Below are 17,955 nucleotides of genomic sequence, written 5' to 3'. Positions count from 1 at the left end.
TCGCGCATTGAACCCGACCGCCGCGCCGAGCTATGGAGTGCCGGGCGATGAGTGAGATGACGAGCCGCGATCTGCTCGAACGGCTGATCGGCTTCGAGACGGTCAGCCGCGATTCGAATCTCGCGCTGATCGAGTTCATTCGCGACTGCCTCGCGCAGTGGCCAGTGAGACACACCGCTATTCATGCTCGCTTATTCCTTGCGGATCATGCCCACGTCCGTTCTTTTGTCCACCATTGGCTTGCTGCAAGGTCAACTAACGCCGAAATGCAACCAGGAGTCTAGTTCATGTCCACGTTCGTCAATGCCACAACGACCAATCCGCAACATGATGATGAGTTGCTTCAAACGCTTTCGTCGTTAGTATCCGCTCGGGCACGTGCTGTCTTTTCCATGCCCGGCGCATTCTACACATCCGACACCTTTGCCAAGTTGGAGAAGGATCGAGTTTTTCGAAGCGGCTGGGCATGTGTGGGACACGTAGGCGAAATCCCCAACAATGGCGATTACTTCACCACGGAAATGGTCGGTGAACCGCTTCTCGTGCAGCGTACCTCGCAGGGGGAAATTCGCGTTCTTTCGAATGTCTGCAGGCACCGCGGCAATCTTGTCGCGACCGGTCGCGGCAATGCTCGAGCGCACGTCTGCGGCTATCATGCGTGGAGCTATGACCTCGAGGGAAAGCTCAAGCGCGCACCGCTCATGCAGGAGGTCAAAGCGCTCGATACGGCCAAGTGTGCGTTGCCAACTATTGCGACGACCGTCTGGCAAAACTTCATTTTTGTCAATCTGGATGGTACCGCTGCGCCGCTCAAGCAGTCCCTCGAACCGCTTGAACCGCTCATTCGCAATTACCATCACGAAGAGCAGGAACTCTATTACACACGGGAAGAAGTGTGGCAAACCAACTGGAAATGCCTTGCCGAGAATTTCATGGAAGGCTATCACCTGAACGCAACGCATCCAACCACACTCCGTCCGCGCTCGCCGAGTGAGCTTAGCGAGCACGTTACTGGCAACGGCTATTTCTCGGCGTATAAATCGCACTACACGCCTGAATCACCTCAGCGCGAACCGTTCCACCCCGATCTGACTGAAGCAGAGCGCCGGCATAGCCTTATTTTCAGTGTCTTTCCGAATCTGGTCGTCACGTATATGCCTCATCAGACCATCTACCTGCTCCTGCGGCCGGCGTCGTCAGGCAGTGTGGCGATCCGCTGGGGTATCGCCGGTTATGAGAAGTCGCCGAGCGAGGAAAGCGTGAAAGAATATGTCGCGTTCGCCGATGCGTTCAATGCCGAAGACAAGGTGAAGCTGGAAAGACTGCAGATAGGATTGAGTTCCAGCTTTTACACACCAGGCCCCCTCGCACCGGAAGACCTGGAGGGCACCTTGCGCGATTTTTATAGCTACGTCGCACGTCGTATCTGCATTTGAAAGTGAAAATATGCATCCCGCCACTCTCAATGTCGTAGTCGACAAGCTGACGCTCGAAGCAAGCGACACGCTGAGCATTGAACTGCGTTCTGCTGATTCCGATAGCCTGCCAGCGTTCGATGCTGGCGCACACATCTGCCTGGATCTGCCTAACGGGATTGTGCGCAGTTACTCGCTTGTGAATTCATCGGATAACAATCAACGCTATGTGCTCGGCGTGTTACGCGCGCGTGAAAGCCGGGGTGGCTCCGCATTCATTCACGAACAGTTGCGCATCGGAGACCATCTGACCATTACGCCTCCACGCAACAACTTTCCGCTGGACGAGACCGGAGATGTGTTCGTCCTCATTGCGGGCGGCATTGGTATCACGGCGATCTACAGCATGGCGCAACGGCTCGCGTTTCTCGGCAAGCACGTCGAGATGCTTTATAGCTGCCGTTCACGGGAACATGCTGCGTGGCTCCGACCGATTCAGGCACTTGGCATCCCGCTCACACTGCATTTCGATGTTGAAAAGAGCGGTCCGCCAGATCTGGACGCATTCATTGCTGGACGCGGTGCCGATACGCGCTACTACTGTTGCGGCCCATCACCGATGTTGAGCGCATTCGAGCAGACGTGCACCAAGCATGGCTATCGTCATGCCCATATTGAGCGATTTTCCGCGGCTCCCGTCGTTCCCGAAGGCGAGGGCGTGCCGGGTTATGAGGTTCAGCTTGCGCGAAGTGGGAAAACCATCCATGTGGAGCCTGGCGCCCGTCTACTCGATGCACTGATTGCGGCGGGTATCGACGCCCCCTTCAACTGCCAACAGGGATTTTGCGGCACCTGCGAGATGACTGTCCTTGAAGGGGAAATCGATCACCGAGACAGTGTCCTGAGCGAGGACGAACGAAAGAGCGGCAAGTCGATGATGGTGTGTGTCTCCGGTTGCAAGCGGGGTCGTCTGGTCCTCGATTGCTGAGTCGTCGGGCTTTCGTTTGAAACGATTCTTCCTTCTGGAAGGTGTCAAGCAACCGGACGCACGCTGTCCGCTTGCTTGACACCTCGGCGCTGTCGGATCAGCGCTCGGCCCGGTCGCGCGGGCGTTTCCGAAATGGCATGGCCCTTGCAGAACACTCCGCGCCACGTGGAAGGAGTGAATCATGCAATCGCCTCGTTACTTCAGCCAGACAATCCGCGCTCGTCTCGTGAGCGCGACGAGCCTCGCCGCCGTGCTCGCGATGAGCGTCGGATGCGCGGCGCAAGCCCAGCCCGAAGCCGCACCAGCGCTGGCGCCGGCGCCCGTCGCTGGAGATGCCGCACCGCCGCCACCGCCTTCGCCGCCGATGGGCGCGGTTCCACCGGCGCCGCCGCCGCCGGGCGGTGTGGCCGCCGACGGCGAAGCCACGACCGCAGAGGTGACCGTAGCGCGCTTTCTCACCAACCCGGACGGCGACGTGGACGGCTTTTTAACCAGCGACGGCAGGCTGGTGAGATTCCCGCCGCACATGAGCACGCAGCTCACCTCGACGGTCCGTGCCGGCGATGACGTGCTGGTGAGCGGCTGGCGCGATGCCGGCGGCGCGTTGACGGCCCAGCGCATCACCGACAAGCGAAGCGCGCAGCAAGTGGTCGATCAGCCGCCGTTGCCGGGCGCGCGCCCTTTGCCGCGCGAACTCCGCGGCGCGGGATTATCGCGCCTGAGCGCGCAGGGGCGCGTCGCACATGTCACGACCGCGCCGCGCGGCGAGCCGGACGGCGTGATCCTGTCGGACGGCACGGTGATCAAGCTCACGCCGCCCGTCGCGCAGCAATTTCCGGCGCTGATGCGAACCGGCGCGACGGTGTCGGCGCTGGGCTATGGCACACGCAATCAGTACGGCACCGCGTTCCAGGCGACCTCGTTCGGCTCGCCGGGCAAACTGACCCAGATCTACGAACGCTTTCCGCCCGCGCCCTGAACTCGCGCCGGTCTCAAGGACCGTTCAAACACTCATTCACGAATTCAGGAGAAGCCTCATGCATTGGATCGACCCCGACAGCCTTCCGGAAACACGCGGCAAGGTCACGCGCTTTCTGTTGAACCCGCACGGCGAACTGGACGGCGTCGTACTCGGTTCGCGCCAGGTGCATTTTCCGCCGCATCTGTCGAAGCAAATCGCGCGTCACGTTTCGCCGGGCGACGAGATCCGCGTCCGTGGCGTCAAGCCGCGTCGCGCGGACATGATCGCGGCGGTGTCGCTCACCACGAAGAGCGGCGTGCTGATTCTCGACGAAGGTCCGCATCATGGCGGCGAGAAGCATCACAGGCCGCATGTCGAACGCAAGGCGATGGACGCATCCGGCGAAGTGGTGCTGTCGCTCTTCGGCCCGAAGGGCGAGCTGCGCGGCGCCTTGCTGGACGATGGCACGTCTCTGCGCATGCCGCCTCACGCGGCGACCGAGCTGGCCGAATACCTGACGCCGGGCGCGCACGTCCATGCATTGGGGGCACGGCATCCGGAACAGGCACGGGCGGACCATCGATGTCGATGAAATCGCGCATCTGGTCGACGCGAGCGCGGCGGCCTGAACCCTCGCACGGGGAGCACATGCCATGCTGAGCTGGGTGCACTTCGGGGACCTTCACGCCTCGCCCGACGACGGCTACGCAAGCCTGAACCATCTCCAGTCGATGGTTCAGGCAGTCAATCGCCACTTTTCCGATCGTGTCGACTTCGCCTTTCTGCCAGGCGACAACGCCAACAACGGCACGACCGAGCAATATCGGCGCATCCTGGCCGCGCTGTCGGGATTGCAATTGCCGCTCTACGCGATCCCGGGCGATCACGACTTCGAGCCGGGTGAGCTGGACGCGTTCAATGCCTTCACGAACTCGACCCTGCCGGCCGCGCACATCGTGAAGGGTCACCGATGCGTCTTTCTCGATGTCGTATCGGCGGGACATGGCGGCCCCGATTTCCGGCTCTCGACGCCGGATCGCCAGTGGCTCGACACGCAACTCGAACTGTCCGCGGCCGATGCCGCGCCGCCAGTGGTGTTCATGCATGCGTATCCGGGCGATATCCACGACGGGCACTCGCTCGCCTACGCCTTCGCGCGGGCCGACGTCGCGATCGTCGATACCGGTCACACGCACTACAACGAGCTGCTCAACGACGGATGGGTGATCTACGCCGCCACGCGCTCGACCGGGCAAATCGAGGAAGACGAGGGACGCCCGGGCTTTTCGGTGACCGCGGTCGATGGCGGCGTCGTGAGCTGGAAGTTTCATCCACACGATGCCGCGTGGCCGTTCGTCATGATTACGCGGCCGTCCGACTGGCGCCTGCGACGCAGCCGATCCGCTTCGGGCGAGGCAGGCGGGAGCCGGGTCCGCGCGTTCGTTTCCAACGACGATGTCGCGTCCGTCACCGGCGATCTGGACGGCATGCCGATTGCGTTTTCGCCGAGCGCCGATGAAGCAGGCATTTGGGAGGCGCCGTTGCCAGCGGTTGCCGCGAGCTATCGCATGACGCTGACCGTTATCGCCCATACGGCCGACGGTCGGCGCGGCGAGGATTCGATTGCGCTCGCCGCGGCCAGCGCGGATGACCGCGCGCTTAAGCATGTCGGGGAACACGTCGCGCTCGGAACCGACGCGCACGCGGTGCAAGCATGGCCGGAGCACGGCATCTTCGGCTCGCAGCTCGGGCCCAACAAGAATGGACGCCACTGGTGAACCATGAACCCTCAATACGCGCTCGAAGGGCTGAACTTTTTCATGGCCGACGTGCAGGCCGGCATCGGTCCGTTTCTCGGCGTCTTCCTGCAGGCGCAGGGCTGGCATCCGGAAGCGATCGGAACAGTCATGACGCTGGGCGGCATCGCCGGCATGCTCGCGACGTCCCCGGCGGGCGCGCTGGTCGATGCGACGCATCACAAGCGCGCGATCATCGTCATCGCGGGCGTAATGACGACGCTCGCATCGCTCGTGCTGTGGGTGTCGCACGGCTACTGGATGGTCGCCGCATCGCAGATTTTCACGGCCGTTACGGGCGCGGCGCTTGGACCGGCGGTCGCCGGCGTGACGCTCGGCATCGTTCGCGAAAAAGGCTTCGACCGGCAGTTCGGCCGCAATCAGGTGGCCAATCACGCGGGGAACGTAGTGGGCGCGGCGCTATCGGGCTGGCTGGGGTGGCGTTACGGATTCGGCGCGGTGTTCGTGCTCGCCGGAGTGTTCGGCATCCTGACAGTCGTCTCGACCTTGCTCATCCGGCGCGATGCGATCGATCACGATAGCGCCCGCGGTCTCGGCACGTCACCGAGCGCCGAACACGAACATGCGAGCGGCTTTCGCGTGCTGTTGACCTGCCGACCGTTGCTGCTGCTCGCGGCGTCGCTCGCCATGTTCCATCTGGGCAACGCGGCGATGCTGCCGCTTTACGGGCTCGCGGTGGTCGCCGCGCATCAGGGCAATCCCAGCGCCTTTACCGCGCAGACGATAGTGGTCGCTCAACTCGTGATGGTCGTCGCGGCGTGCTTCGCGAACCGGCTGATTCAGCGCATCGGCTACTGGGGCGTGATTCTCATCACGTTTCTGGCGCTTCCGCTGCGGGGACTGGTCGCCGCGATGTTCATCACCGCGTGGGGCGTGTGGCCGGTGCAGGCGCTCGATGGCATCGGCGCGGGTCTTCAGAGTGTCGCGGTGCCCGCGCTGGTAGTGCGATTGCTGCAAGGGACGGGACGGGTCAACGTAGGGCAGGGCGTCGTCATGACCGTGCAAGGGATCGGCGCCGCGCTGAGTCCCGCCCTGGGCGGCGTGCTGGCGCAGCGTTTCGGTTACGCGACGGCGTTTCTCGTGCTGGGCGCCGTATCGACCGGCTCGCTCGCGCTATGGCTGTTCTTCGGCGCCGCGCTCAAAAAAGCGTGCGGCCTTCATCGTGACGTCGCTCACGACACTCCACTTGCAACCTGAATAGCGTGAATCCGATTTTTCTCTCATGGGGCATTGCGCTCGCCGCCACTGCCGGCGTCATCCTGCGTCCGTTTCGCTGGCCCGAAGCGATCTGGGCCGTCGCGGGCGCGGTCGTGCTCGTGGCGCTCGGGCTGCTGCCCGCGCACCTCGCTTGGCAGGCGGTCGGGAAGGGCGCGGATGTCTATCTGTTTCTGATCGGCATGATGCTGCTCTCGGAGCTTGGCCGCCGGGAAGGGCTGTTCGACTGGATCGCGGTGCTCGCCGTGAATTACGCGCAAGGCTCGCCGCGCAGGCTCTTCCTGCTCGTGTATGGCGTGGGCGTCGTCGTGACCACGTTCCTGTCGAACGATGCCGCCGCCGTCGTGCTGACGCCCGCCGTATTCGCCGCAGCGAAAAAGGCCGAAACGAAGCCGCTGCCGCTGCTCTATGTGTGCGCGTTCATCGCCAATGCGGCGAGCTTCGTCCTGCCGATCTCCAATCCCGCCAACCTCGTGCTGTATGCGAACCACACGCCGCCGCTCGCGTCGTGGGTGGCGCGGTTTGCGTTGCCTTCGGTGTTGTCGATCGTCGCGACCTTCGCAATGCTGCGCTGGACGCAGCGCGCGGACCTGAGCGGAACCTGCGCGCGCGGCCTGCCCGTGGAGAGACTGAGTGCGAACGGCAAGGTGACCCTCGCGGGCATCGGCGTGACCGCGATCGCGTTGCTTGTCGTATCTGCTTTCGACATGCAATTGGGCATGCCCACGGCCGTGCTCGGCGTGCTCACCGCGCTGGTCGTGCTGGTGAAGGAACGCCGGTCGCCGCTCGAACTCGTCAGCGAAATTTCATGGAGCGTGCTGCCGCTCGTCGCCGGGCTTTTCGTGCTGGTCGAGATGCTCGATCACACGGGCGTCATCAGGCAACTCTCGTCTCTGCTCGCCACGGCGACGCAGCATGACGAGGCGATGACGGCGGCCGGGTCCGGTGTCGTTATCGCGCTGGGAAGCAACGCCGTCAACAACCTGCCCGCCGGGCTGATCGCGAGCGCGACCGCGTTGCAGGCGCACAGTCCGGAGCATGTCATCGACACCTTGCTGATCGGCGTGGATTTAGGCCCGAACCTCTCGATCACCGGGTCGCTCGCGACGATTCTCTGGCTCTCGTCGATCCGGCGCGAAGGCGAGGAAGTCGGCTTCATGCAGTTCTTCAGGATCGGCCTGGCCGTCATGCTGCCTGCGCTCGTGCTGGCGCTCGGCGCGCGGCTTCTGACGGGCCATTGACGCCCGAGAAAGGAGACGGAAGAAATGAGCAACGCGTGGATCTATCCATTCATTATCGCCGGCGGCATCCTTCAGGCCGCCGGCGCGCCGATCAACGGTGAGCTCAAGGGCGCGCTCGTCAATCCGTGGCTCGCCTCGGCTGTGTCGTTCCTGCTGGTGACATTCCTTGCCATCGCTCTGTTCTGGATGCAGCCGACTCCGCTGCCGACGCTCGACCAACTGCGCGGCATGAAATGGTGGGCCCCGCTCGGGGGAATCGTCGGGGCGGTGGCGGTCTTCGCCGGGCTGACGCTCGTGCAGAAGGTGGGCGTCGGCACGCTCAACGGCCTCACCATCTGCGCGAACCTGGTTGCATCGGTCGCGATCGATCACTTCGGGTTCATCGGCGTGCCGGAACATCCGATCAGTTGGGTCCGCTTTCTCGGCACGCTGTTGATGGTCATGGGTGTGGCGCTCGTCATGCGCTTTTGAACGACCGTCATGTACCCGTGGCGAGGTAAGCGGCTTTATCGCGAGCCATTCGATTGGCGAGTGTTGCCGCTTGTCGCCCTGATGATGCTCGCGGCCGCGACGTCATTTGGGTATCACCGAATCCTGCTCGCGCAGCGCGATCTGATCGAACATACCTACCAAGTGATGGCGGCCCTGGAAACCACGCTGCAGCTTATAACCGATGCTGAGACAGGGCAGCGCGGGTATATCCTCACGAGAAACCCGACCTATCTGAAGCCATACGTGCAGGCGATCAAGGCGGTCAAGACGCAACCGATGCAACTCCGGCAACTGGTGACTGACAGCCCGATTCAACTTGCACGTGTCGACGCGCTCGAACAGGCGTTGAGACAAAAGCTGAACGAGCTTTCCAGTACGCTCGACGTGCTTGATCAGCAGGGCGCCGAAGCCGCGCGCAAAATCGTCTCGAGCAACGTGGGTCGCGAGCACATGGATCGGATACGAATGCTGATCGCTCAGATGCGTCAGGCAGAAACCGGCCTGTTGATCGAGCGCTCCTTGCGCGCGGCACGCACTGAGCGAAAGATGCTTGTAGTCACTATCGCGCTTGCGGTCCTCTCGATTTTCGCGCGGGTGGGACTCTCGTTTATGGCAAAACGCCGCTTGAAAAACGGTTAGCGCGCACACGCTTTTCAAGCGCGATCCAGGAACGTGGTGCGCGACAGCACACGGATTCCTTGACACGCACATCCATCTTTTAAACTAAGCCTTGTCGACTCGCATGCGAATCCCCAATGCGTAATGTGGCAAAATTTCTCCACTGCAAGTGGAAAATGCCATGTCCGATGTTGTCTCTAACTCTGCGGCATTACCGAACGAAGCCTGCGCCTCCAACAACGATCGGTCGAAAGTGCTCCGTCTTGCGCGGTGCGATCAAGCCGATCGGTAACAAGCGCTTGAGCAGCGGTCTGTTCGCGGTCGTCGTCGTTCAAGCCGAGGATAGGGTGGGCGAGGGCGCATCGGTCTCATTTGCAGTTCCGGCGAAGTTCAAGCCCGAGGCCGGCGCCAGGAACCAGACAGCAGTTGCCGCGTTTGCGCGTCTTGCGTCAGCGGGCGAAAGCATGGGTTCAAAGCATTCAGAGAGATAGTGGAACTTCGAAAGGCAAGAGATATGACGGAATTAAGACCGATCCTTCTCGTTGAAGATAACGACAACGACATCGAACTCACACTGATCGCGTTAGAAAAGGCGAAGGTGGCTAATCCGGTCGACGTGGTGAGAGATGGCGTCGAGGCGCTCGAATACTTGCGCCTCGAAGGTCAGTGGAGTTCACGAAAGGATGAACATCCTGTTGTCGTTCTTCTCGATAAAAAGCTGCCGCGACTCGATGGCCACGATGTGCTGAAAAGCATCAAGAGCGACGATGAGCTACGCCACATCCCGATCGTAATGCTCACCTCTTCCCGGGAGGAAACCGATCTTGCCAAGAGCTACGATCTGGGTGTTAACGCCTACGTTGTAAAGCCGGTCAAGTTCAACGACTTTATGGACGCGATTCGAGATGTCGGCGGCTTCTGGGCCGTGCTCAACGAAGGACGCCCTCGAGGCCCGTCGACGCTAGACTGATCGCTAAGCGACATTAGATAGCTCGCCGGAAGCTCGCAGCGGAAGCGAGACGCGGAATACGCAACCGTGTCCGGGGCCTTCGCTTTCAACATCGACCGTCCCGCCGTGCATGCTTACGAGGTTTTTCACCAGCCAGAGTCCCAGGCCCAGTCCGCCGATGCGGCCCGCAACATCGCTGCGAACTTGTTCGAATCGATCGAATACCCGGGGCAGCGCGCTGGCCTCGATTCCACATCCCGTGTCTTGAACCCTGAGCACGGCTTGGCCGTCGTCGCTCTGAAGCGCGATCGTGATCGTGCCTTTCTGCGTGAATTTTATCGCATTGGATAGCAGGTTCCAGACGATCTGTTTGAGTCGCGCTTCGTCGCCCGTCACCCCGCACGGTTCGAGTTCACTGACGATATCGATGCTCTTGCGCTGCGCCTCCCACTTCAGGTCGCTCAGAACTTCGCTGATCAAGGCTTCGAAGGCAACGGGAGCGCGGTTGACCGAGAGCTTGCCGGACACGATTGCGCCGGTGTCGAGTAAATCGTCGACCATCAGGCCAAGCTGCCGTGCATTGCGCTGGAGCGCGGCTGCCGCCTGGTCGAGATGGGCGACATCGCGGGTACGGGCCAGAAGATCCGCCCATGACGTGATCGCGCTGAGCGGCGACCTGAGCTCATGTGTCACCGCACTGACGAAATGGTCCATCGCCAGCGCGTACCGGTCGCTCTCTTCACGTGCCTCGCGTTCGACGATAGTTTGTTGCCGCTGTTCCAGCTCGGTACGTTTGCGCGCGGTGATGTCGATCGTAAAGCCAAGTATCGCCCTTAACGTGCCGTTTTCGTCGAACTGCCCTTGGCCCCGCACGAGGAGCCAGCGCTGCTCAGGGTAAAAAGAAGTGACCTGATACTCGGTCTCGAAATGCCGCCGTTCGGCAAGCGCGCGCTCCATACGCGCCCGTGCTTCTTCTCTGAATTCGGGAGCAATCAATTCGGTAAACAGCCGTTGCTCGGAGAGTGCGTCGCTCGCCGTCAGGCCGAGATTGATTTTGCATTGTTCGGTGCAGGTGATCTGCCCCGTTTGAGGATCCAGTTCCCAGGCGCCGACTTTCGCGAATGCGAGCGCGACTGCGAACTCTTCTTGTTGGGTTCGCAACCGGGCCGCCGTCTCGTCCGCCACGATCTGACGCAACTGGGCTTGCGAGCGAAGCCGTGCCTTTTCCCGTTGCGCGACGGTTTCAGCTTCCGCGCGTGCCGTCACATCGCTCACCCGGACGACCAGGAAGGTCCGATCCGTTCCGACATTGCCCGGATTCTCCAGAACGCGGCTGGCTTTGAATTTCCAGAAGCGACGGCGCGGTTTGTCCTTTCCAATCGGCGGAAGATCGAAACGGAAATACCTGGTCGAGCGCGCTTGGCCGACTTCCAGATTTCCGGAGATCTCGGTCAGCCAAGTGCTTCCATACGGCGCCTTTGCGAGCGCCACAAATTCAGGTAGCAGATGGATCGCTTGACCGATCACGTCTTCCGGCAAGCGATCAAACAGACGGAGATACGTCTGATTGGCGAACACAGCGATCCCATCTGCGTTGAACACGAGGTAGGCGTCGGCTAACTGAGCAAACAGATAGCCGGGATCAACTATGTCGGTAGGGGTGCGAGTAATTTTTGCTTCCATCGAGCACGGGCAGCGGCGACGCGAGCGGATCCGGTTCCGCTCCTCACTTCAAGATTATCTCATCGAAGAGATTGTGCGACGGATTCGTTCGAACACCGAGGCTCGGCGATGTCAGGGAACAATCGTTGCTGTCGAAAAGTTAATCAGTTCAGATTCTTCGCCATGAGCGTGCTTGCCGACCCTGCTCGTCTGAGTTGTCTGGCCAACCTGCGCATCCTTGATACGCCGGTAGAGCCCCATTTTGACGCGCTCACGCGGATGACGGCTCACGTGCTTCGGATGCCGCGTGCGTTCATCAACTTCGTGGACGGCGCACGCTCCTGGTGTAAGTCGGCATGGGGCGCCGCGCGTGAGGATCGACCGCATTCGGAATCGCTTTGCGCATATGCCCTTGAAAATATGCGCGAGACGGACGAAGTCATTATTCTCGACGCGTCCCGCTACCCGCAAATCAAGAATCATTCGGAGGTCATTGGCGAAACGAAAGTCGCTTTCTACATGGCGTTTGTCTTGCGATCGGCGGATGGGTTCGTGCTCGGCACGCTCTGTGTCAAGGATAGCGTCGGTCATCGGCCGAAAGAGCGGGATCTCGCTTCCTTGCGCATGCTCGGCGAACAGGTCACCTTGCTATTGGCCCAGTCGCTCGAAAAGCATGAAATGATTCAGCAATCCCAGCGCAACCGCGATCAGTTTCTGGCGATGCTGGCCCATGAACTCAGGGCGCCGCTGTCGCCCATCCTGACCGCGGTCGAACTATTGGACCGACGCGGCATTGCCCCCCATCAGCGAGAGTGGGCGAGGGAGTTGATCGGCCGACACGTACGACACATGAGCCAGATCGTCGAAGACTTATTGTCGAGTTCGATGGTCGCCCTCGGAATGATAGAACTCCACCTCGAGCCCGTTCGCGTCAATGAACTGATCGACCGGGCCATCGAGATGACCGAGGAGCTGATCGCCCAACGTCATCACAGTCTCACTCGCTCGGTCATGAATCAACCCGTCGCACTGGCCGATCGCGTGCAGTGCCCCCTCATTCTGATGCACCTCATCAGCAATGCGGCCAAGTACACGCCTGAGCGCGGCGAAATCGAGATAACCGTGGAGGGCGACGCCACGCAGGTAAGCATCTCAGTGAAAGACAACGGTGTCGGCATCTCCCCGCAGGATTTCGACGAGATCTTTCAGGTGTTTGGCCAGTCCCATCGTCCGTTGGATCGCGCGAGCGGTGGTATCGGACTCGGTTTGCCGTTTGCACGACGACTCGCGGAATGGCATGGAGGATCTCTCCGCGTTTCCAGCGCGGGGTTGGGGCAGGGTAGTGAATTTGTTCTGGTCCTCCAGGCCGCGAGCCAGCCTGAACCGGGCCCGGTTGATGATCCTCATGTGAGCGACAAGGGCGCAGACCTCGATATTCTCGTCATCGATGACAACGTCGACACGGCGGATGCAATGGCCCTGTACTGTCAGATTGCCGGTCATCGCGTGCGCGTTGCTTATCACTCGGAGGAGGCGATAAGGCTCGTTTCGGAGCGTCAACCGGATATCGTGCTGAGTGATATCGGCTTGCCCGGCATCAATGGTTATGGGCTCGTGCGGCTATTGCGCTCGGTTCCCGGCGCGCAGTCTACGGTATATGTGGCGATCACGGGGTACGGCAGTTGGGCGGATAAGCAACTGGCTCGAGACGCTGGCTTCGACGAACATTTCTCGAAGCCGATCGATCTTCGGAAACTCGATGCGCTTCTTGAACGCGCTCGGAGTCAGGGGGCTTCGAAAACCTGAGCGTCATCATCGATCTCATTACCAACGGTTCATAATTAGCAATCCATTCCATCTTCCGACATCGAATGTGGAAGACTTATGGATTTGCGAAGTCGCGCAAGCGGACGCGATGAGTCATCGCCAGGCGGCTTTTCGTGAAGCGGAAGCACGTCTGTCTCATTCGAGACGACCAATGAATCGGCCGCCCGCGCATCGAGTTTCCCCCACGACTCTTGGCTGCCGCGTCGCGGATATCGCGTTTGACAAATATCGACGCCGCTCGTCTGGGGCAGACCGCGACGAAGCGCTTCGGATTCGAGCCGCGCGCGAAGAAGATTTCGATGTGGCCCCGGCTAGATGCGTCTGTCCGCATCATGCAAAATACTCGAACCTGGAATGCGGAGGCAACTCGTGGGCGTCAACTTCGACTTGAATGATTTACAGGCGTTTCGAGCCGTCGTGGAGCTCGGTAGCTTCCGCAAGGCCGCCGAAGCGGTCAACATTTCGCAGCCGGCATTGAGTCGCCGTATCGACAAGCTCGAGGCTGCGCTGGGTGTACGCCTCTTCGAACGCACGACGCGCAGCGTCGCGCTCACTACAGTAGGCCGCGTGTTCGCGCCGAGCGCGGAGCAATTGCTTGACGATCTCGATGTCGCGCTGCTCGGCATCCGCGATGTCTCGTCGAGCCGGCTGGGCCATGTGACCATCGCCTGCGTGCCCTCGGTTGCCTACTATTTTCTGCCGAATGCGGTCGCGAGCTATCATCGCCGGTTTCCACGCATCAGGGTCAAGCTGCTGGATTCCAGCGCCAACGAAGTGCTCAGTTCCGTCATTAGCGGTGAAGCGGATTTCGGCGTGAGCTTCCTCGGCAGCCAGGAGTCCGAGGTCGAGTTCAAGGTGCTGTTGCAGGAGCGCTTCGTCGCCGCATGCCGCCGCGATCATCCACTTGCCCGTAAAAAGCGAGTCACCTGGAATGAACTCTATGAGCACGAATATGTGTCCGTCGACAAGACCTCGGGGAATCGCCTATTGCTCGATCAGGCGCTCTCTGCTGTTGCGCCGCGTGCGCCGAGCGTATGCGAGACGCGTCATGTCACGACCATGCTCGGGCTGATCGAAGCGGGTCTCGGGGTCGCGGCAGTTCCTTCGATGGCCATGCCCGTGCGCGATCATCCGGTCCTTACGAGCGTGCCGCTGGTCGATCCGGTCGTGAAGCGGCGCGTGGGCATCGTGCGGCGGCGCGGCCGGCCGCTCACGCCGGCCGCGGAACAGTTTTATCGCACGATCATCGATCTGAAACGCGGCGGCGGCAACGACGACCCTGAAGCACGAGCAAAGAACAAGAGGAACTCCGCGTGAGAAGGGCGTCGCCGCTTCGGCTGCTCTATGTGCAGGTCTTGCTGGCCATGGCGCTCGGCATGACGATCGGCCATCTCTGGCCGCAGGCGGGCGCCATGCTCAAGCCGCTGAGCGATGCGTTCATCGGCCTGGTGCGGATGATGATCGCACCGATCGTCTTCTGCACGATCGTCTCGGGCATCACGTCGCTCGCGAGCGGCACGACCATCGGGCGCACGATCCTGAAAGCCCTGGCGCTCTTCTACTTTCTGACGGCCCTCGCACTCACGGCCGGACTCGTGACCGTCTACGTGCTGCGTCCCGGCGCAGGCATGCATATCGACGTGCATCGGCTCGACATGAGCGTCCTCTCGCAATTCGTCAGGCCTTCGCAACCGCATGGGCTCGTGGAATTCGCGCTCGGCGTGATACCGGAGACGATGCTCGGAGCCTTCGAGAAGGGCGAGGTGCTTCCGGTCCTGTTGCTTTCGCTGCTGTTCGGCTTCGCGCTGAACGCGCATCCGCGCGCGGGAAGGCCGGTGCTCGCGTTCATCGACGGCATCGCGCAAACGCTTTTTCGCATCCTCGCGATGATCATGCGACTCGCCCCGATCGGCGCGTTCGGCGCGATGGCGTTCACCGTGGGTCGCTTCGGCATACGCTCCGTCGGCTCGCTCGGCATGCTGATGGTGTCGTTCTATGTGGCGTGCGCGTGTTTTGTCGTGCTCGTGCTGGCGCCGCTTGCCCGACTGCATGGCTTTGCGCTCTGGCGCCTGTTGCGCTATTTGCGCGAGGAACTGGTGATCGTCCTCGCGACCTCGTCGACGGAGCCGGTCCTGCCGCGCCTGCTCGGGAAACTGGAGGCGCTCGGTTGCGACAGGGGAATCGTCGGGCTCGTGCTGCCTGCGGGATACTCGTTCAATCTCGATGGCACGGCCATCTATCTGACGCTGGCGTCGGTGTTCATCGCGCAGGCGTGCGATGTGCCGCTTTCCGGCCCGCAAATCGCGACGATGCTCGCAGTCATGCTGCTCACGTCGAAGGGCGCGGCCGGCGTTTCCGGGAGCGGGCTCGTGGCGCTCGTCGCAACCCTGACGGTGATCCCCGATTTGCCGGTTGCAGGCGTGGCGCTGCTCGTGGGCATCGACCGGTTCATGTCCGAGGCGCGCGCGCTGACGAGCGTGATCAGCAACGCCTGCGCGGTGATCTTTGTTTCGATGTGGGAGGGCGCGTGCGACCGTGTGCGTTTCGCGCAGGTCCTGAACGCGCCGCAGACGCGCAACGCCGACGATCCGGCCGCGAACGCGCGAGGTTGAGCGGAAGGCGGTGTTCGACGCTTCCGGTCCGCCGCGTCAATGCGCGGTGACGGAATCCAGCCCGGTGGATCGCACGTCGGGCTGCACGTCGGGCGAAGCGAGGTAGTCGAGCAAGGCTTTCGCTTCCTTCGGATGCTGCGCACCGACCGGAATGCCTGCGGCGAAACGCGTGACGGATTGCAGGGACTCGGGAATCTTGCCCACGAAGGTCGCGCCCTTCACCGGCAACAACTCGCTCACCTGCTGAAAGCCGATTTCGTAGTCGCCGTTCGCCACGACCGACGCCACGGGAATCCGCGGAATCATCTTCGCCTTCGGCTTGACCTGCTCATCGATGCCGAGCTTCGTGAACAGTTCGCGTTCGATATACACGCCGCTCGCGCTGTCCGAGTAGGCGATCGACTTCGCATGCAGCAAAGTCTGCCTGAGCGCTTCGGCCGATCCGATGTCGGGCCTGGCCGCGCCGTCGCGCACGACCATGCCGATGCGCGAATCCGCCAGCTCCACGCGCGATCCCGGCACGACCTTGCCCTGCCTGATCAGATCGTCCAGTGCATAGCCGACCATGATGACGGCGTCGGCGGGCTCGCCCCGGTCGAGCCGGTTGGGAATGGCTTCGGGGGATTTGCCCATCGAGGGGCCGAGCGCCGTATCGAGCGTGTTGCCGGTCGCGGAGGTGAATTTGGGGCCTAGCAGCTTGTACGCCGCGGTGAAGCCGCCCGAACTCATGACATGCAGATCGGCGGCCCGCACGTTCGCCGACGCGACCGAAGCCGCGACGAGCGCCACACCGCACATTTTCAGAAACAGGTTTTTCATGGATGAAGACAGGTCCGGTTGCGTGATCAGTGCGCCGGCGTCAGCGTCACCGCGCGACGACGGTACAGCGCGAACGTGGCGCAGAGCGCGCACGCGGCGGCGAAGCTCATCCAGATGCCGGGCGCGGCCTTGTCGCCGGTGAAGTGAATGAGCGCGGTGGAGATGGCGGGCGTGAAGCCGCCGAATACGGCCGTCGCGAGGCTGTAAGCGAGCGAGAAGCCCGCGACGCGCACTTCGACCGGCATCACTTCCGTCAGTGCAACGACCATTGCGCCGTTGTACATGCCGTACATGAAGGAAAGCCACAGCAGCACGAGCAGCATGTTGACGAAGCTCGGCGCGTGAGCCAGAAACGACAGCGCCGGATACGCGGTCGCGATCGCGAGCACGGTCATGCCGAGCAGCAGAGGGCGACGGCCGATGCGGTCCGAGAGCGCGCCCCCGATCGGCAGCCACACGAAGTTCGACACGCCGATGCACAACGTCACCAGCAGGCTGTCGGCGGTGCTCAGATGCAGGACCGTCTTGCCGAAAGTCGGCGCATAGACCGTGATGAGATAGAAGCTCGTGGTGGTCATCGCGACGAGCATCACCCCGGCAATCACGACGAACCAGTTTCGCGCCAGCGTGGCGAACACTTCCTTCATGGTCGGCCGATGCTGACGCGCCTTGAACTCCTCAGTTTCCTCGAGATTGCGACGCAGCATGAATATGAACGGCACGATCATGCAGCCGACGAAGAACGGCACGCGCCATCCCCACGCGGCGATCGCCCCCGTGTCCAGCCACTGATTGAGCGCGAAGCCGAGCCCGGCGGCGACGACGATCGCCACTTGCTGGCTCGCGGATTGCCAGCTCGTGAAAAATCCCTTGCGGCCGGGCGTGGCCATCTCGGCGAGATACACCGACACGCCGCCCAGTTCGGCGCCCGCCGAAAATCCTTGCAACAGACGACCCAGCAAGACGAGGGCGGGCGCAAGAAGGCCGATCGTGGCGTAGCCCGGCACGAACGCGATCAGGATCGTGCCGCTCGCCATGATCGAGAGCGTGACGATGAGCCCCCTGCGGCGGCCTACGTCGTCGATATACGCGCCGAGGATGATCGCGCCGAGCGGCCGCATCAGGAAGCCCGCGCCGAAGACTGCGAAGGTCATCATCAGCGAAGCGAATTCGCTCGCGGCCGGAAAAAACACGTTGGCGATCTGCGTGGCGTAGAAGCCGAACAGAAAGAAGTCGAACTGCTCCAGGAAGTTTCCGGCCGTCACGCGAAATACGGCCGCGGCCTTCGACTGTCCTGACGGCCGGGTAGGGGAAGAGTGCATCGAAGTGTCTCCTGAAT

Annotated in this window: 16 protein-coding genes and 1 pseudogene; 14 read left to right on the top strand and 3 right to left on the bottom strand. The window is 61.9% G+C overall.

Features of this window, described 5'->3' with window-relative positions; all coding sequences use genetic code 11:
- Positions 1-47: 47 nt before the first annotated feature.
- From U4Y90_RS34480 to U4Y90_RS34430, 11 genes and pseudogenes are all read left to right on the top strand, one after another.
- Positions 48-284: a hypothetical protein gene (locus tag U4Y90_RS34480; RefSeq protein ID WP_321801452.1), complete on the top strand. Its 237-nt coding sequence runs from the start codon at positions 48-50 to the stop codon at positions 282-284.
- Positions 285-287: 3 nt separating this feature from the next.
- Positions 288-1,436, top strand: a complete 1,149-nt coding sequence (locus U4Y90_RS34475) for an aromatic ring-hydroxylating dioxygenase subunit alpha (protein WP_321801448.1) — start codon at positions 288-290, stop codon at positions 1,434-1,436.
- Between the two features lie 10 nt (positions 1,437-1,446).
- On the top strand, positions 1,447-2,403 hold the full coding sequence (locus U4Y90_RS34470) for a PDR/VanB family oxidoreductase (RefSeq protein ID WP_321801447.1): 957 nt from the start codon (positions 1,447-1,449) through the stop codon (positions 2,401-2,403).
- A gap of 181 nt (positions 2,404-2,584) precedes the next feature.
- On the top strand, positions 2,585-3,382 hold the full coding sequence (locus tag U4Y90_RS34465) for a hypothetical protein (protein ID WP_321801446.1): 798 nt from the start codon (positions 2,585-2,587) through the stop codon (positions 3,380-3,382).
- A gap of 58 nt (positions 3,383-3,440) precedes the next feature.
- Positions 3,441-3,993: pseudogene (locus U4Y90_RS34460) on the top strand (hypothetical protein).
- A gap of 24 nt (positions 3,994-4,017) precedes the next feature.
- Entirely contained in the window at positions 4,018-5,142 is a 1,125-nt protein-coding gene (locus U4Y90_RS34455; RefSeq protein WP_321801444.1) for a metallophosphoesterase family protein, read from the top strand.
- Between the two features lie 3 nt (positions 5,143-5,145).
- Entirely contained in the window at positions 5,146-6,378 is a 1,233-nt protein-coding gene (locus tag U4Y90_RS34450) for an MFS transporter (RefSeq protein WP_321801443.1), read from the top strand.
- A gap of 5 nt (positions 6,379-6,383) precedes the next feature.
- Positions 6,384-7,637 carry an arsenic transporter gene (locus U4Y90_RS34445; protein WP_321801442.1) on the top strand — a complete coding sequence of 418 codons (1,254 nt, stop codon included), beginning with the start codon at positions 6,384-6,386 and terminating at the stop codon, positions 7,635-7,637.
- A gap of 24 nt (positions 7,638-7,661) precedes the next feature.
- Entirely contained in the window at positions 7,662-8,108 is a 447-nt protein-coding gene (locus U4Y90_RS34440; RefSeq protein WP_321801440.1) for a DMT family transporter, read from the top strand.
- Between the two features lie 60 nt (positions 8,109-8,168).
- Entirely contained in the window at positions 8,169-8,768 is a 600-nt protein-coding gene (locus U4Y90_RS34435; protein WP_321801438.1) for a CHASE3 domain-containing protein, read from the top strand.
- Positions 8,769-9,261: 493 nt separating this feature from the next.
- The gene (locus U4Y90_RS34430; RefSeq protein WP_321801437.1) at positions 9,262-9,717 is read left to right on the top strand and encodes a response regulator; all 456 of its coding nucleotides are present in this window, start codon (positions 9,262-9,264) and stop codon (positions 9,715-9,717) included.
- 3 nt (positions 9,718-9,720) lie between these two features.
- Here the strand turns inward: U4Y90_RS34430 and U4Y90_RS34425 are convergent, their stop codons facing one another.
- Positions 9,721-11,379, bottom strand: coding sequence for a PAS domain-containing sensor histidine kinase (locus tag U4Y90_RS34425; protein WP_321801436.1), 1,659 nt, complete (start codon positions 11,377-11,379; stop codon positions 9,721-9,723).
- A 162-nt stretch (positions 11,380-11,541) separates the two neighbouring features.
- Between U4Y90_RS34425 and U4Y90_RS34420 the strand changes: the two genes are divergently transcribed.
- The 3 genes from U4Y90_RS34420 to dctA all read left to right on the top strand — a co-directional run bounded on the left by U4Y90_RS34420 (position 11,542) and on the right by dctA (position 15,797).
- Complete coding sequence (locus U4Y90_RS34420; RefSeq protein ID WP_321801435.1) at positions 11,542-13,164, top strand: ATP-binding protein; 1,623 nt, start codon at positions 11,542-11,544, stop codon at positions 13,162-13,164.
- A 390-nt stretch (positions 13,165-13,554) separates the two neighbouring features.
- Positions 13,555-14,502, top strand: a complete 948-nt coding sequence (locus U4Y90_RS34415; protein WP_321801450.1) for a LysR family transcriptional regulator — start codon at positions 13,555-13,557, stop codon at positions 14,500-14,502.
- Positions 14,499-15,797 carry a C4-dicarboxylate transporter DctA gene (dctA, locus tag U4Y90_RS34410; protein ID WP_321801434.1) on the top strand — a complete coding sequence of 433 codons (1,299 nt, stop codon included), beginning with the start codon at positions 14,499-14,501 and terminating at the stop codon, positions 15,795-15,797. Before U4Y90_RS34415 ends, dctA begins: the two co-directional genes overlap by 4 nt.
- 36 nt (positions 15,798-15,833) lie before the next feature.
- Here the strand turns inward: dctA and U4Y90_RS34405 are convergent, their stop codons facing one another.
- Positions 15,834-16,616: a substrate-binding domain-containing protein gene (locus U4Y90_RS34405; protein ID WP_321801433.1), complete on the bottom strand. Its 783-nt coding sequence runs from the start codon at positions 16,614-16,616 to the stop codon at positions 15,834-15,836.
- A gap of 26 nt (positions 16,617-16,642) precedes the next feature.
- Entirely contained in the window at positions 16,643-17,938 is a 1,296-nt protein-coding gene (locus U4Y90_RS34400) for an MFS transporter (RefSeq protein WP_321801432.1), read from the bottom strand.
- Positions 17,939-17,955: the final 17 nt, after the last annotated feature.

Origin of the sequence: Caballeronia sp. J97 (genome assembly GCF_905220305.1) — a bacterium.
GTDB lineage: Bacteria > Pseudomonadota > Gammaproteobacteria > Burkholderiales > Burkholderiaceae > Caballeronia.
This window is presented reverse-complemented; position numbering and strand designations above follow the sequence as displayed.